This is a genomic window from Plantibacter sp. CFBP 8775, assembly GCF_014839505.1.
GTDB lineage: Bacteria > Actinomycetota > Actinomycetes > Actinomycetales > Microbacteriaceae > Plantibacter > Plantibacter auratus.
Genome location: NZ_JACYNV010000001.1, coordinates 2142867 through 2157500, shown reverse-complemented (window position 1 = coordinate 2157500; position 14634 = coordinate 2142867). Strand labels below are relative to the sequence as shown.

The 14634-nt window shown below is 67.5% G+C and carries 13 protein-coding genes; 3 read left to right on the top strand and 10 right to left on the bottom strand.

Going from position 1 to position 14634, the window contains the following annotated elements:
- Window positions 1–39: 39 nt before the first annotated feature.
- Window positions 40–873, top strand: coding sequence for an SDR family NAD(P)-dependent oxidoreductase (locus IFR14_RS10245; RefSeq protein WP_191940981.1), 834 nt, complete (start codon window positions 40–42; stop codon window positions 871–873).
- A 165-nt stretch (window positions 874–1038) separates the two neighbouring features.
- Complete coding sequence (locus IFR14_RS10240; RefSeq protein ID WP_191940980.1) at window positions 1039–2472, top strand: sugar porter family MFS transporter; 1434 nt, start codon at window positions 1039–1041, stop codon at window positions 2470–2472.
- A gap of 87 nt (window positions 2473–2559) precedes the next feature.
- On the opposite strand, the gene IFR14_RS21390 is transcribed toward IFR14_RS10240, so the two are convergent.
- The 10 genes from IFR14_RS21390 to IFR14_RS10190 all read right to left on the bottom strand — a co-directional run bounded on the left by IFR14_RS21390 (window position 2560) and on the right by IFR14_RS10190 (window position 14123).
- On the bottom strand, window positions 2560–3585 hold the full coding sequence (locus IFR14_RS21390; RefSeq protein ID WP_191940979.1) for a Gfo/Idh/MocA family oxidoreductase: 1026 nt from the start codon (window positions 3583–3585) through the stop codon (window positions 2560–2562).
- Window positions 3582–4493 carry a sugar phosphate isomerase/epimerase family protein gene (locus tag IFR14_RS10230; protein WP_191940978.1) on the bottom strand — a complete coding sequence of 304 codons (912 nt, stop codon included), beginning with the start codon at window positions 4491–4493 and terminating at the stop codon, window positions 3582–3584. Before IFR14_RS10230 ends, IFR14_RS21390 begins: the two co-directional genes overlap by 4 nt.
- Window positions 4494–4554: 61 nt before the next feature.
- The gene (locus IFR14_RS10225; protein ID WP_191940977.1) at window positions 4555–5619 is read right to left on the bottom strand and encodes a Gfo/Idh/MocA family protein; all 1065 of its coding nucleotides are present in this window, start codon (window positions 5617–5619) and stop codon (window positions 4555–4557) included.
- A gap of 42 nt (window positions 5620–5661) precedes the next feature.
- Complete coding sequence (locus tag IFR14_RS10220; protein WP_191940976.1) at window positions 5662–6585, bottom strand: sugar phosphate isomerase/epimerase family protein; 924 nt, start codon at window positions 6583–6585, stop codon at window positions 5662–5664.
- Window positions 6586–6627: 42 nt separating this feature from the next.
- Window positions 6628–8550, bottom strand: a complete 1923-nt coding sequence (iolD, locus tag IFR14_RS10215) for a 3D-(3,5/4)-trihydroxycyclohexane-1,2-dione acylhydrolase (decyclizing) (RefSeq protein ID WP_249406906.1) — start codon at window positions 8548–8550, stop codon at window positions 6628–6630.
- Window positions 8550–9485, bottom strand: a complete 936-nt coding sequence (gene iolB / locus IFR14_RS10210; RefSeq protein WP_191941297.1) for a 5-deoxy-glucuronate isomerase — start codon at window positions 9483–9485, stop codon at window positions 8550–8552. Before iolB ends, iolD begins: the two co-directional genes overlap by 1 nt.
- Before the next feature lie 113 nt (window positions 9486–9598).
- Complete coding sequence (locus IFR14_RS10205; RefSeq protein ID WP_191940975.1) at window positions 9599–11101, bottom strand: CoA-acylating methylmalonate-semialdehyde dehydrogenase; 1503 nt, start codon at window positions 11099–11101, stop codon at window positions 9599–9601.
- A 54-nt stretch (window positions 11102–11155) separates the two neighbouring features.
- On the bottom strand, window positions 11156–12082 hold the full coding sequence (locus tag IFR14_RS10200) for a class I fructose-bisphosphate aldolase (protein ID WP_191940974.1): 927 nt from the start codon (window positions 12080–12082) through the stop codon (window positions 11156–11158).
- A complete protein-coding gene (gene iolC / locus IFR14_RS10195; RefSeq protein WP_191940973.1) occupies window positions 12079–13071 on the bottom strand; it encodes a 5-dehydro-2-deoxygluconokinase in 993 nt (330 codons plus the stop codon). The genes IFR14_RS10200 and iolC overlap by 4 nt, the downstream gene beginning before the upstream one ends.
- A gap of 518 nt (window positions 13072–13589) precedes the next feature.
- A complete protein-coding gene (locus tag IFR14_RS10190) occupies window positions 13590–14123 on the bottom strand; it encodes a cysteine hydrolase family protein (RefSeq protein WP_198425038.1) in 534 nt (177 codons plus the stop codon).
- Window positions 14124–14267: 144 nt separating this feature from the next.
- Between IFR14_RS10190 and IFR14_RS10185 the strand changes: the two genes are divergently transcribed.
- A complete protein-coding gene (locus tag IFR14_RS10185; RefSeq protein ID WP_191940971.1) occupies window positions 14268–14582 on the top strand; it encodes a hypothetical protein in 315 nt (104 codons plus the stop codon).
- Window positions 14583–14634 lie beyond the last annotated feature (52 nt).

Genomic DNA, 14634 nt, shown 5'->3' with positions numbered 1-14634 from the left:
ATACTCTGCCAATACCGTTGTCACGACATGGAGGTCGTCATGCCCTACCCCTTTCCCGATGTCTCCGAGACCCCGCTCGCAGACCTCCTCTCCCTCGCCGGGCGACGAGCCGTCGTCACCGGAGGCGCGCAAGGACTGGGCAAGGCCATCGCCGCCCGACTCGCGGAGGCCGGTGCCGACCTCCTGATCGTCGACCTGCATGAGGACGCCGCGCGCGCAGCGGCCGACGAGCTCCGCGCGCGGTTCGGTGTCACGGCCCTCGGGACCCGCGCCGACGTGAGCGACGCCGCCTCGGTCGCGGCCGCCGCGGACATCGCCGTCGCCGAGCTCGGCGGGATCGACGTCTGGGTGAACAACGCCGGCGTCTTCCCCAACGCCCCCGTACTCGAGATGGACGACGCGACCTGGGATCAGGTCTTCGCCGTGAACACCCGCGGCGTCTTCCTCGGAGCCCGCGAAGCGGCACGACGCATGACTTCGGACGGCTCCGGTGGCGTCATCGTGAACATCGTCTCGACCGCCGGGGTCCAGGTGGCCTTCCCAGGCATGTCCGCCTACGTGAGCTCGAAGCACGCGGCGCTCGGACTCACGAAGTCGCTCGCGGTCGACCTCGCGCCGCTCGGCGTCCGGGTCCTCGGTGTCGCACCGAGCTTCGTGCCCACGGAGGGGAACCTCGCCGTCGCAGCCGCGGCCGCGGAGGCCGCCGCTGCGGCCGGCATCGAACTCCCGAAACTCGATGTCATGAACCAGAGCCTCATCGGACGCTTCGGCACCCCGGACGACATCGCGCGCGTCGTCCTCTTCGCCGCGAGCGACCTCTCCATGATCATGACCGGCAGCACCCTGCTGGCGGACGCTGGAGAGACCCTGTAGTTCCTCAGGCTTGGAGCCGACGGGCCCACCCATCTCACCAGATCAGAGCACTCACTAGCGCTTGTTGGCAGAATGTCCTAACATAAGGACACATTCTCACCCGGTTCAGCGTCGACAACCGGCCCATCGGGGCCGGAGGCGGGAACACGCAAAGGAGCGAACAACGTGTCTCATGGTGGAACGATCACCAATGCCGTGAAGGTGGCCCTGCCACCCCTCGGCAACGGCCCCTACAACCGACGCCTCGGCCTCGTCGCCGTCATCGCCACTTTCGGCGGGCTCCTCTTCGGCTACGACACCGGCGTCCTCAACGGCGCCCTGTCGTTCATGATGGAGTACTTCGGCCTCAATTCCTTCCAGGAAGGACTCATCACCTTCACCCTGCTGATCGGCGCAGCGGTCGGTGCCTTCTTCGGCGGTCGTCTCTCCGACCGCCTCGGTCGCAAGCGCAACATCCTCATCATCGCCGTCCTGTTCTTCATCGGTGCCGGGGGCTGTGTCGTCGCCCCGACCTATGAGACGCTGCTCGTCTTCCGCTTCATCCTCGGCCTCGCCGTCGGCGGCGCCTCGGTCACCGTCCCGGTCTACCTCGCCGAGGTCGCTCCGTTCGAGAAGCGCGGAAGCCTGGTCTCCCGCAACGAACTCATGATCGTCGGCGGCCAGTTCCTGGCCTTCGCGATCAACGCCATCATCGGCAACGTCTGGGGCTCCAACGACCACGTCTGGCGCTACATGCTCGCTGTCGCGGTCATCCCCGCCTTCGTGCTCTTCTTCGGCATGCTCCGGATGCCCGAGAGTCCGCGCTGGCTCCTCGCTCGCGGTCGCGACGACGAGGCCCTCGCGGTGCTCCGGCAAGTGCGCTCCGCGGAGCGGGCCGTCGCCGAAATGGAAGAGGTCCGGCAGCTCTCCGTGATCGAGAAGGACGAGCAGTCCGGCACCTTCATGGACATCGTACGGACCCCGTGGATCCGACGCCTCCTCTTCATCGGCATCGGCATCGCCGCCTACCAGCAGCTCACCGGCATCAACTCGATGATGTACTACGGCACCCAGGTGCTCGAGGCGGCCGGCTTCACGCGGAACGCCGCACTGAGCTTCAACGTGCTGAACGGCGTGATGTCCGTCACGGCGATGCTCGTGGCGCTCTCCATCATCAACCGCTTCAACCGTCGCTCGCTGATGCTGTTCGGCTTCATCGGGACCACGACCATGCACCTGCTCGTCGGCGCCATCGGCCTGGGGCTCCCAGAGGACAACCCCGTCCGCCCGTGGCTGCTCCTCATCGCGATCCTGCTCTTCATCGGGATCATGCAGGGCACCATCGGCCCCCTCGCATGGCTCATGATCGCCGAGATCTTCCCACTGAAGATGCGCGGCGTCATGATCGGCATCACCGTCCTGGTGCTCTGGTCCACGAACGCGATCATCTCGCTGGCGTTCCCCTCGCTCGTCGAGTCCCTCGGATTCGGAACGTTCCTGCTCTTCGCAGCGGTCGGTCTCCTCGCCATCCTTTTCGTCGCGACGAGCGTCCCGGAGACGAAGGGCAAGAGCCTCGAGTCGCTCGAGGACCACTTCAAAGAGCAGTACAAGACCTTCTGATCCTGGTCCGCACCACAGCGCAGAGCGGCCCGCCCTCATCGAGAGGACGGACCGTTCTGCTGTGCCGGGAACACGCACCGAGGAATGTCAGACGGACGAGACGTGCACCCAGGTTCCGAGCTCAGCGCTCCGGCGAGCAGCCTCGAGGATCGCGAATGTGGCGAGGGAGCCCTCGACGGCGACGGGGAGGACGCCTGACCCGGTGTCGATCGCCGCATGCACTCCGGCGTAGAAATCCTGCCAGCGACCGTCCGCGCGCGGATATGGTCGCTGCTCACCGGCCGTCGTCGTCAGCGTGCCCCACCGCTCGTGCGGCTCGACGCCCCAGCCATGGTCGGCGGGCCGAAGCCCGGCGAGCACTTGGTCCGTCTGGAGGTCGAGCCCGCGTACGGTGACGGTCCCGGTGCTTCCGGTCACCCGCAGGCGTGGGCGCCCGTCGGGTTGCAGGACGTCGGAAGCGACCATCGACCGGATACCACCCTGGTGCTCGAGGAGCAGGTCGAAGGCGTACTCGTACTCGTCACCCGGTCGGCGGTCGATCGTTGCGAACACCCGCTCGACAGGCCCGAGCGCGTCACGAACCTGGTCCACGGTGTGACTGCCCAGATCCAAGAGTTGACCGCCGCCGGATCCGTCTCCGGTCGCGCGAGGTTCCCACCGGTCGAGGACGTTCTCGACGAGGCGGATGTCACCGACGGCGCCCGAGCGCACGATCGCCTGCAGCGTACGGGCCTCGGAATCCCAACGCCGGTTCTGGAAGACGCTGAGCAGGACGCCTCGATCAGCCGCGTAGGCGACGAGTTCACGCGCCTCGGCAATACTGCTCGCCATCGGCTTGTCGACGATCACCGGGACTCCGGCGTCGATCACGCGCTTGGCGATGTCGAGCCGACCCGATGGCGGCGTCGAGATCGTCACGATGTCCACACCCGCTGCGAGCAGATCGTCGACGGTGTCGTACACGGGCACCCCGGGATGGTCGACGGCGAGCTCCGCCCGGCGGGCAGCAGAACGGGTCACGACCCCGGCGAGGACCCCCTCGCCGAGAGCGGCGACGAACGGGGCGTGGAAGGTGCGTCCGCCGAATCCGTAGCCGACGAGGCCGAGCCTCACGCTCCGGTGCCCGCTCCCTCACCCGAAGCGGCCGCGCGGCCGGCGTCGATGAGCGCACGCAGGCGCTCGAGCTGGAACCGCGAGACCTCGTCGGCGCGCTCGTCCTCTGCGAAGACGTTGGAGACGACGATCGCATCCTCGCGATCGAGGAAGCCCGTGCGTCCGAGCGTCGCGAACAGTCCCGCCCAGTCGACGTCGCCGTCGCCGATCGCGAGGTGCTGGTGCACCCGGGCAGCGTTCCCCGGAGGGTTGCTGATGTACCGGAGTCCGTGGGAGCGGTGGTGGTCGAACGAATCGGCCGCGTACACCGCGCCGAGCCGGTCGCCGATCTCGGGCAGCAGGGTCGTCGCGCGGTCGCCGTAGTGGAAGGTGTGGGACGCGACGTACACGAAGCCGACCGATGCCGAATTGAGACCGCGGATGATGCGCCATGCCTCAAGACCGTCCTCGACGAAGTCGTCGGGGTGCGGGTCGAAGTTGATCCGGACACCCTCCCGCTCGGCCAGCGGCAACAACGTCTCCATCGAGCGGTAGAACGCCGCTTCGGAGTCCTCACTGCGCTCCGGGCGCCCGCTGAACTCGGTGTTGAGGGTGTCGACGCCGAGTTCCACGGCGAGGTGGATGGTACGCGAGAAGTTCCGCACGGCCGCCTCCCGCTGCTGCTCCTCCGGTGAGGAGATGCGTTGCACCGGCAGGAGCGCCGGAATCGTGATCCCGGCGTCGGCGACGCGCTTGCGCAGGGCGGCGACGAGGGCGTCATCGGCCTTGGGATACCGGAAGAACGGCCCGAAGTCGGCGTGCGGCGTCAGCTGCAGATGGTCGTATCCGAGCCGCGCGGCGATGTCCGGGAAGTCGAGCAGTGCATGGTCGTGGTGATACGGGGTCGGATCGAGGGCGATGCGGACCATCGGGGAACTCCTTCGTCAGTGCGTCCGGCCGGCACCGCGAGGCTTGCCGGCCGGATGCGGATCAAGCGTAGAACGCGGCGCGCTCGGGAATGGCGACCGGCACCGGGCCGTCGGTGGTGAGGGCCGCGACTCCCGCTTCACAGGCGAGCGCCACCTTGTAGCCGTCCCAGGCGTTCGGCCCGTCGACGAGGGTGCCCCCGCGGACCGCGTTCACCCAGCGCTGGACCTGCTCGTCGTACGCCGCGGCGAACCGCGTCACGAAGCTCGTGTGGTCGGCGACGCTGAAGCGGCCGTCCTTCCACTGCTGGAGGCCGGACGGCTGACCGATTCGCGCGATGCTCTCGGCGAAGACCGCCTCGGTCGCGACCTGATAGCCGAACTGGACGCTCACGTTCATCTCGACGTCGACGAGGACACCGTTCGCGAGCTCGATGATGACGAGGATCGGCTCGCGCAGGTGGTCAGGGCTCAGCCGGTTGCGACGCGGGTACTTCACCTCGACGCTCGCGACGGTCGAGCCGGCCACCCACGGCAGCACGTCGAACTCGTGCACGACGGAGTCGGTGATGAGCATCGTCTGCGTGTAGGTGTCGGGGACGACCGCGTTGCGGTGGACACCGCGGAGCATGAGGAGCTCGCCGGCCTCGCCGGACTCGACGAGGGCGCGCAGCTGCTGGTACTCCGCGTCGAAGCGGCGCATGAACCCGACCTGGATGTGCGGTCGGTCGAGCTGCTGCTCGGCCTCGAGCACCCGCCACGACGACGTGGAGTCGGGCGTCAGCGGCTTCTCGCAGAGGATCGGGAGTCCGGCGGCGAGTGCCGGCAGGAGCACCGGCTCGTGGAACTGCCCGGGGGTCGCGATGAGGACGGCGTCCACGGCGCCGGCCGCGATCGCGTCCTCGATCCGGGTGAACGCCTGGGCGCCGGGGGCGTTGGCAGCCGCGGCCGCGGCACGGCCCGCGTCGGGTTCGATGATCGCAGCGACGACCGCACCACTCACCCGCTCGGTGATCCGTTTGACGTGGTCGGCTCCCATCAGGCCGGCTCCGACGATGCCGACCCGGAGGTCGCCCGTCCGGGCGTCGGTCCCGGTGGGACGGTCGGTGGTCTGGGTGGTGGTGCTCATGGCGTCGGTGCCTTCCGTGGATTCTGACTGGTCGAAGTGGGTTCAGCTGACGCGTGCAGCGGCGGTCTCGCCGAAGATGTGCTCGCGTGTGCGCTTGGCGATGGGGAACGGGCGGTCGATCGAGCACCCGTACATGTCCTGCTCGACGATCCCGAAGATCTGCGGGTCGAGTGCCGCGACGCGCTCGATGATCGGGCCGAGCTCCGGTACGCCGAACGGCGGCTCGACCATGATGTCCTGGGTGACGGCCTCGGCGAACGGCACGTCGTTCTTCAGCACGTCGAACAGCAGGCTGGTGTCGACCTGCTTCAGATGCAGGTAGCCGATCCGCGACGGGTGGTCGTCGATGAGCTTGAGGTTGTCGCCGCCGTAGTAGGAGAAGTGGCCGGTGTCGAGGCAGAGGTTCGTGTACCGCTCGTCGGTCTCGGCGAGGAAGCGCTCGACCTCCCTGGTCGTCCCGACGTGGCTGTCGGCGTGCGAGTGGAACTGCTGCTTGATCCCGAACTCCTCGAGGAGGGCCTTGCCGAGGCGATCGTGACCAGCGGCGAGCTTCGCCCACTGCTCGTCGTCCAGTGTGCGCGCCTCGAGGACCTCACTCGTCGCGTCGCTCCGCCACAGGTCCGGGATCACGACGAGGTGCTCGGCCCCGAGCTTCGAGACGAGGCCGGCGATGTCGAGCGCCTGGTCCCAGGCGCGCTTCCACTGGTCGTCGCCCTTGTGGAACCCCGTGAAGACCGTTCCGGCCGACAGCTTGAGACCGCGGGAGCCGAGTTCATCGGCGAGCTGGTTCGGGTCCGTGGGGAGGTAGCCGTACGGACCGAGTTCGATCCACTCGTATCCGGAGGCGACGACCTCATCCAGGAATCGCTCCCACGGGACCTGCTTCGGGTCGTCGGGGAACCAGACGCCCCAGGAGTCGGGAGCGGTGCCGATGCGGATCGACGGAGTGGTGGTGGGTTCTGACATCGGGTTCCTTCGGTACTCGTTCGTGGGATTCTGGACGGTCACTCAGCCGAGCAGCGGCTTCTGGGTGGCCTTGATCTCGGCGTACTCCTCGTAGGCGCGCTTCGTGCTCGGCAGCTCGGAGACCGCCGGGACGGGGACGTCCCACCAACCCTCGCCATCGGGGGCGTACAGCAGCGGGTCGCTGTTGATGTGGATGAGCGTCGTCCGGTCGGACGCCTTCGCAGTCGCCATGGCAGCCCTGAGGTCGTCGATCGACGATGCGCCGGGCTCGACCTCGATCACGTCGACGCCGTAGCTGCGCGCGTTGGCGGCGAGGTCGACGGGCAGGATCTGCTCGCCCTGGAAGTTGCGGGCTTCGGGGTCGAGGCTGCGGTACCAGGTGCCGAAGCGTTCGGAACCGACCGTCTCCGACAGGTGTCCGATCGAGGCGTACCCGTGGTTCTGGATGAGGACGACGATGAGCTTGATGCCCTCGGCGACCGCGGTCACGAGCTCCGTGTGCAGCATGAGGTACGACCCGTCGCCCACCATGACGACCACGTCACGGTCGGACCCGCTCGCCTCGGCACCGCGCTTCACGCCGAGACCGCCGGCGATCTCATAGCCCATGCAGGAGAAGGCGTATTCGACGTGGTAGCCGAGGGCGTCCCGCACGCGCCACAACTTGTGGAGGTCGCCGGGGAGTGATCCCGCCGCCTGGACGATGACGTCCTCAGGCTGGGTCGACGATTGGACGGCACCGATGATCTCCGCCTGTCCGGGGAGGGCGAGTCCCGACGGCTCGAAAGCGGCGTCGACGGTCGCGTCCCATGCCGCCTTTTCACGGCGGATGGTCTCGGCGTAGTCGGCAGCGACTCGGAACCGAGCGAGCTCATCGTGGAGCGCTTCGACCGTCTCCCGCGCGTCGGCGACGACGGCGATCTGCGTCCCATGCTTGTAGGCGTCGAAGCTCGCGACGTTGACGTTGACGAAGGTCACGCCCTCGGCTTGGAACGCCGTGCGGCTCGCCGTGGTGAAGTCGCTGTAGCGAGTGCCGATGCCGATCACGACGTCTGCCTCCGCCGCGAGACGGTTGGCCGCCGTCGTCCCGGTGGCGCCGATCGCGCCGACATTCTGCGGGTGGTCCCAGACGAGCGACCCACCACCGGCCTGCGAGGTGCCGACGGGGATGCCGGTCGCCTCGACGAGCAGACGCAGCGCATCCTCCGCGTTCGAATAGATCACTCCCCCGCCGGCGATGATGATCGGACGCTTCGCCCCGCGGATCGCCGCGACGGCGCGGGCAAGCGCAGCTCGTTCCGGCAGCGGACGGCGCAGGTGCCATTCACGGTTCTGCAGGAATTCGAGTGGGACGTCGACGGTCTCCGCCTGCACATCCTCCGGCAGGGCGATCGTGACCGCACCCGTCTCGGCGGGGTCGGTGAGCACACGCATGGCGGCGAGGGCGATCGAGAACAGCTGCTCGGGCCGCTGCACCCGGTCGAAGAACCGGGACAGCGGACGGAACGCGTCGTTGACGGTGATGCCGATGTCGTGGGGCAGTTCGAGTTGCTGGAGGACCGGGTCGGCGACGCGCGTCGCGAAGGTGTCGCTGGGCAACAGCAGCGCCGGAAGCCGGTTGGTGGTGGCGAGGGCGGCACCGGTCAGCATGTTCGCGGCACCCGGGCCGACCGAGGCCGCGCTCGCGAAGGTGCCGAGGCGGCGGTGCATGCGGGCGTACCCGACGGACTGGTGCACCATCGCCTGCTCGTTGCGTGCCTGGAAGTACGGCATGAGATCGGGTTGCAGGGAGTTCGCCTGCTTGAGTGCCTGACCGAGTCCGGCGACGTTGCCGTGTCCGAAGATGCCGAACATGCCGGGGATGGTCCGCTCACGGTGGTCGCCGTCCACGGTCCACTGGTGACCGAGGAATTCGACGAGCGCCTGGCTCACCGTCATCCGCTTCGTCCTGGATTTCGTCGCCATCACTGCTGTCCTTCTGCGTCGGAGCGGGTGTTCGTCTGAGTAGCTGTGGGACCGGCGTAGGGCAGCCGGGGGTCGATGTCCTGGCCCTCCCAGGTCTGGCGGATCCACGCGTGTGCCGGGTCGTCGCTGATGTTCCAGACCCGTTCCTGGTCGGGTCCGGCCATCACGTTCAGGTAGTAGAGGTCGTACCCCGGCGCGGCGACGGCAGGACCGTGGTATCCGAAGGGGACGAGCGCGATGTCGCCGGTGCGGACGATCGCATTGATGTCGATCTCCCCGGCGGGCGAGGAGTAGGTCGCGAACATCCCGAAGGGATCCGCGGCCGTCGGTGCTTCCAGACCCTTCGACACGGCGGACTCGAAGTAGTAGATCTCCTCGAGGCGCGATTCCGCCCCAGGCAGGCGCTCGTCGTGCTTGTGGGCGGGGTAGGACGACCAGTTCTCTGCGGGCGTCACGACCTCGCACACGATGAGCTTCGCGGCGTCGAGCGCGTCCGGCGTGCCGAAGTTGTGGACCTGACGACTCGACCGGCCCGCGCCGCGCAGCTCGACGGGGATCTCCTCCGCAGCGACGTGACGCGTCGGGTGGATCGCCGTCGTCGGGGCCTCGGCCACAGCGACTCGACCGACTCCGCTGAGGACGCACGCTGTCCTTGCACCCACGTAGAGGACGTCGGTCGGTCCGTCGAAGACGGATCGACGGCCGGAGAGCGCCGTGGTGCCATACCGCTGCTCAGCGTCCGACCAGCTGATGCTGAAGGAACCGGCGAGCGGGACGACGATCCGTTCCACATCGCCCGCTGGGAGGTCGATGGCATCACCGTCGGCGAGGACCGCGACGCGGAGACCCGTGTGCGCCCAGCCGTCGATCGAGCCGTCGACGACGCTCTCCCAGCCGTCTCGGGCGAGGTCACCCCGCTCGTACATCCACTGCATGTTGTTCACTCCGTCGTGTGTGATTCGATCATGCCCTTCGACAGGACTGCGGAACGATGTCGGCTCGGGCACCGCGCCGTTCCCTGGGCCTGCCGAAGGGACGTCCGGGAGCCTCAGTTCTGGGGGAAGCCGAGGTTGATGCCGCCGTGGGAGGGGTCGAGCCAGCGGGAGGTGATGGCCTTCTGCTGGGTGAAGAAGCGGACGCCCTCGGCGCCGTGGGCCTTGGTGTCGCCGAACAGGGAGTCCTTCCACCCGCCGAAGGAGAACGTCGCGACCGGGACGGGGATGGGCACGTTGATGCCGATCATGCCGACCTGGATCTCGTTCTGGAACCGTCGGGCGGCACCGCCGTCGTTGGTGAAGATCGCGGTCCCGTTCCCGAACGCGCCACCGTTGATGAGCGCGACACCCTCTTCATAGGAGGCGACGCGGACGACGGCGAGGACGGGTCCGAAGATCTCCTCCGTGTACACCTTCGACGTCGTCGGGACGTTGTCGATGAGGGTCGGGCCGAGCCAGAACCCGTTCGGGTCGCCGTCGATGGGCGTGTTGCGGCCGTCGACGACGATCGTCGCGCCATCGGCTTCGGCGATGTCGAGGTAGGAGGCGACCTTGTCGCGGTGCACCTTCGTCACCAGCGGGCCCATGTCGCAGTTCCGACGTCCGTCACCGATCCGCAAGGTCGCTGCACGTTCGGCGATCTTCGCGATGAGTTCGTCCGCGACGGGCTCCACGGCGACGACGACCGAGATCGCCATGCACCGCTCACCGGCGGAACCGAAACCGGCGTTGATCGCGGAGTCGGCGACGAGGTCGAGGTCGGCGTCGGGCAGCACGAGCATGTGGTTCTTCGCCCCGCCCAGCGCCTGGACGCGCTTGCCGTGTGCGGTGCCGGTCTCGTACACGTACTTCGCGATCGGCGTGGAACCCACGAAGGAGATCGCACGGACGTCGGGGTGGGTGAGGAGCCCGTCGACGGCCTCCTTGTCACCGTTCAACACCGTGAACACCCCGTCGGGGAGGCCTGCTTCCTTCCAGAGCTTCGCGAGCCAGATCGCCGCGGACGGGTCCTTCTCACTCGGCTTCAGCACGACCGTGTTCCCGGCCGCGATCGCGATCGGGAAGAACCACATCGGCACCATCGCGGGGAAGTTGAACGGCGAGATGATCCCAACGACCCCGAGCGGCTGCTTCGTGGAGTACACGTCGACACCGGTCGAGACCTGCTCGGAGAACTCACCCTTCAGGTGGTGTGCGAGACCGGTCGCGAACTCCACGACCTCCTGACCGCGCGTGATCTCACCGAGCGCGTCGGAGACGACCTTGCCGTGCTCCGCCGTGATGATCTCCGCCAGCTCACCCTTCTTCGCCTCGAGCAGCTCACGGAACTTGAACACGATCTGCTGACGCTTCGCGAGGGACAAGTCGCGCCAAGCCGGGAAGGCCTTGGCAGCCGATGCGACAGCTGCGGCGATCTCGTCCTGATCGGCGAGCGCGACGTGCTTCGTCGCGACACCGAGCGCGGGGTCGTAGACCGGGGCGGTGCGACCCGAGGTGGACGGGGCTTCGGCTCCGTCGATCCAGTGCGGGACGACCGGGAGGGAGTCAGTGCTCATGATGCGGGTGGTTCCAATCTGTGAAGGATCAGCGATCGCGGCGGATCGGGAGGCTCAGGAGGGGAGGTCGGCGTGGACGAGCCCCGCCGCGGTGTCGACTGCAGCGGAGACATCGCCGTCGGCCGGGTAGATCAAGGTGCGTCCGACGACCAGGCCGCGGACACCGGGCAGTTCGAGGGCTCGTTCCCAGGACGAGTAGACGTCGTCCCGATGGCCGTTCGGCTCGCCACCGAGCAGGAGTGTCGGCATCGAGGTGGCAGCCATGACGCGTTCCATCTCCTCGACGACCGGCAGCTTCATCCAGGTGTACGCCGAACTCGATCCGAGACCGGACGCGATGGCGATCGAGGTGATGACCGCCTCGGCTGAGAGGTCGTTGACGATCCGTCCCTCGCGCCACTCACTCATGAACGGTTCGAGCATGATCGGCACACGAGCCTCGACCGCCTGGTCTACGGCACGGGCGTTCGCCTCGATGGTCGCGACCGATCCGGCATCGCCGAGGTTCACCCGGAGGAGTGTCTTGGCGAAGTCGAGACCGTCTCGCACGATCCCGGGAATGTCGTAGCCGGTGAAACGGTCGTCCATCTCGAACGCGGCGCCGCGCAGCCCACCCCGGTTCATCGACCCGACCACGACCTTGTCGTCGAGCAGGCCGAGGAGGGCGAGGTCGTCGACGATGTCCGGGGTGCCCAGCACGCCGTCGACACCAGGGCGCGAGAGCGCGAGCGCGAGGCGGTCCAGAAGCTCGTACCGGTCGGCCATGGCCATCGACTCGTCGCGCACACCGAGGGCTCCGCGAGCCGGGTGGTCGGCAGCGACGATGAAGAGTCGACCGTCACCGCGGATGAGCTCGCGCCGACGCCGGCCGGCATGGGCACGGGCGATGGCGGCCGGGTCGGATGCGCGGACCTCTCGCAGGCGCTCGAACTCGCTTTCGCGGAGGAACCGCGATGTCCTGGCGTTGTTCACGATGGTCATCGGGCACCTCCGAGTTCTGCTGCACCGACGGTGCCGATGGTGTCGAGGATCTCGAGCACCTCGGTGGAGTTCGGCATGGCCGTCGAGCACTCCCGCCGCGACGCGACGATCGCCCCGGCGATGTTGGCGAACCGCAGGATCTTCTCGAGACCCCACCCTTCGATGAGTCCGTGGCAGAGGGCGCCACCGAAGCTGTCCCCCGCGCCGAGTCCGTTCACGACGTCCACGAAGTACGGCGGGACCTCGACGGTCTCGTCGCTCGTTTTGGCGAGGACCCCCTTCGGACCCTGTTTGACGACGGCGAGTTCGACGCCGCGTTCCAGCAAGGCGTCTGCAGCGCGGTGTGGATCCGTCTCGCCGACAGCCACCTCGCACTCCTCACGGTTGCCGACAGCGACCGTGACGTGTTCGAGCGCTCGCCCGACCTGGGCGGAGGCCTGCTCGGCCGAGTTCCAGAACATCGGACGGTAGTCGAGGTCGAGGATCGTCAGCGGCCGGCGGGCGCGGGCTTCCCACGCGGTGAAGTGGGCCGAGCGGCTCGGTTCCTCGCTGAGCCCCGTCACCGTCGCCCAGAACACCTTGGCACGGTAGATCGCGTCGAGGTCGAGGGACTTCGACGTGATCGTCAGATCAGGCGCCTTCGGCTTCCGGTAGAAGTACAACGGGAAGTCGTCCGGCGGGAAGATCTCGCAGAAGGTGACCGGCGTCTGCAAGTCCGCCTCCCAACCGACGAACTCGTCAGCGACGCCGAGGCGCCCGAGTTCGCGATGGACGTATCGACCGAAGGGGTCGTTGCCCGTCCTGCTGATGAGCGCCGTCGGGTGCCCGTGCTGGGCGGCAGCGACAGCGACGTTGGCGGCGCTCCCCCCGAGATACTTGCCGAAGGTGTCGACGTCCTCGAGCCCGAGGCCGTCCTGCAACGGGTAGATGTCGACGCCGACGCGTCCCATGGTGACGACGTCGTACGTGGTGGCTGATGGAGCGGTCATACGTCTCTGTACAACTTTCTGTGAGCTGTTCGGTGAGGCCATGACCAGCATACACAGAATGTCTTAACAAATGAACATGGATCGAGAATCTTGCTTACGGGCCAACCCGTCCGCTGGGACGCCACGGGGACGTAGCCAACAGTGGGAGCCAAGACCTGCTGGGCGTCCATACGAAGAAGCCCCGAGATCCGCATGATCTCGGGGCTTGCTATTCGGTGGGCCCTGCCGGGATCGAACCGACGACATCCACGGTGTAAAGGCTCTCGGATAGGGCAGTTCCGCCTGTTTCCGCGCTTCAGGCGTTGCTCGACGCTCCTCACTGCAGCAGCTGTTGCATCGTGAGGGGACGGCTCGGGGACGAGCGGCGGGTTGGAAGTCACGGCTTCAGATCGTGGCGGACAGATGGGCCCGCCCGGCCAACGGGAGAGCTCACTCCGACCGGCACAGCGGCGACCGTCAGGGTCGATGCCGCCCTGGCAAACCGATAGCGACCTGGAGAACGGCGACGTCCTGTCAGTTCACGAGCATGCCGCGCGGACGACCTCGTTCGTCGTCTGGACCACCGCGAATTCCTGGTGCAGGCTGGCCAGGGCGGCGTCGTGCAGCTCGGTCGCCGACCACCGTCGCCCATCGGGACCGAGTCGCTCGAACGTCGCCGTCGCATCACTGACGATGGTGACGTGGAAACCGAGATTGGCCGCCATGCGGGTTGTGGTGGACACACAGTGATCGGTCGTCAGGCCACAGATGACCAACGATGAGATGCCGGCACGGCGCAGCTGCACCTCCAGATCAGTGCCGATGAACGCGCTGTTGACGGTCTTGACCACGACCGGCTCCCCCGCGACCTCGCGAGCCTCCGGCTTGACCTCGTAACCGGGCCCACCCAGCGAGAACAGTTGACCCTCGCTGGCGCTCTGATGTCTGACGTGGAACACCGGTCGACCGGCCAGGCGCCAGTCGCTCAACAACATCCCGACGTTCGATTCGGCATCGTGGTTGTTGCGTTGCCCCCACTGTGGATCGTCGAATGCCTGCTGGACGTCGATCACGAGGAGCGCGGTCTTCTCCCGGGCGGTGACTGGATCGTTCATGCTTCCACTGTGCAGCGGGCCCGCCGGAGGTGCCATGTCCATCGCGCCAGAAGGCCCCCATTTCCGGACAAAGCATCGAATGCGGCCGCTAGGCTCGCCGGCATGACCGACCAGCCGAACGTTCCCATCAGCCGTGAAGAGATCGAGGCCAAGTACAACACCAACACGCCGCGAGAGCGCTACTCCAATCCATACTTGCGAACGATGGGATTGGCGGCCGCCATTCTGGTGGCGATCGGTCTGTTGGTCACCGCTGCAACGTTCTCGAGCTACAGCGGCGCGGCCGGTGGTCTCTCATTGATCTTGGCAGGACTGACCATCGCCGTGTTCTGGCTGCTCGCCGGCGCCGTCGTGCACGCCGTTCGATCTCTCCACCAAGCGCCCAGCACACGGCGCGCAACCGAACAACCGGACTAGCGCGCACGGCGCCCGCCGGGCGCTGAGCATCGGCACGACGGCTGCGGGTCGA

What these genes read in the sequence shown, in the direction of transcription:
- IFR14_RS10245 (WP_191940981.1), top strand. Translation starts at nt 40, where the DNA reads ATGCCCTACCCCTTTCCCGATGTCTCCGAGACCCCGCTCGCAGACCTC.
- IFR14_RS10230 (WP_191940978.1), bottom strand. Translation starts at nt 4,493, where the DNA reads ATGGTCCGCATCGCCCTCGATCCGACCCCGTATCACCACGACCATGCA.
- IFR14_RS10225 (WP_191940977.1), bottom strand. Translation starts at nt 5,619, where the DNA reads ATGAGCACCACCACCCAGACCACCGACCGTCCCACCGGGACCGACGCC.
- IFR14_RS10220 (WP_191940976.1), bottom strand. Translation starts at nt 6,585, where the DNA reads ATGTCAGAACCCACCACCACTCCGTCGATCCGCATCGGCACCGCTCCC.
- iolD (WP_249406906.1), bottom strand. Translation starts at nt 8,550, where the DNA reads ATGGCGACGAAATCCAGGACGAAGCGGATGACGGTGAGCCAGGCGCTC.
- iolB (WP_191941297.1), bottom strand. Translation starts at nt 9,485, where the DNA reads ATGCAGTGGATGTACGAGCGGGGTGACCTCGCCCGAGACGGCTGGGAG.
- IFR14_RS10205 (WP_191940975.1), bottom strand. Translation starts at nt 11,101, where the DNA reads ATGAGCACTGACTCCCTCCCGGTCGTCCCGCACTGGATCGACGGAGCC.
- IFR14_RS10200 (WP_191940974.1), bottom strand. Translation starts at nt 12,082, where the DNA reads ATGACCATCGTGAACAACGCCAGGACATCGCGGTTCCTCCGCGAAAGC.
- iolC (WP_191940973.1), bottom strand. Translation starts at nt 13,071, where the DNA reads ATGACCGCTCCATCAGCCACCACGTACGACGTCGTCACCATGGGACGC.
- IFR14_RS10185 (WP_191940971.1), top strand. Translation starts at nt 14,268, where the DNA reads ATGACCGACCAGCCGAACGTTCCCATCAGCCGTGAAGAGATCGAGGCC.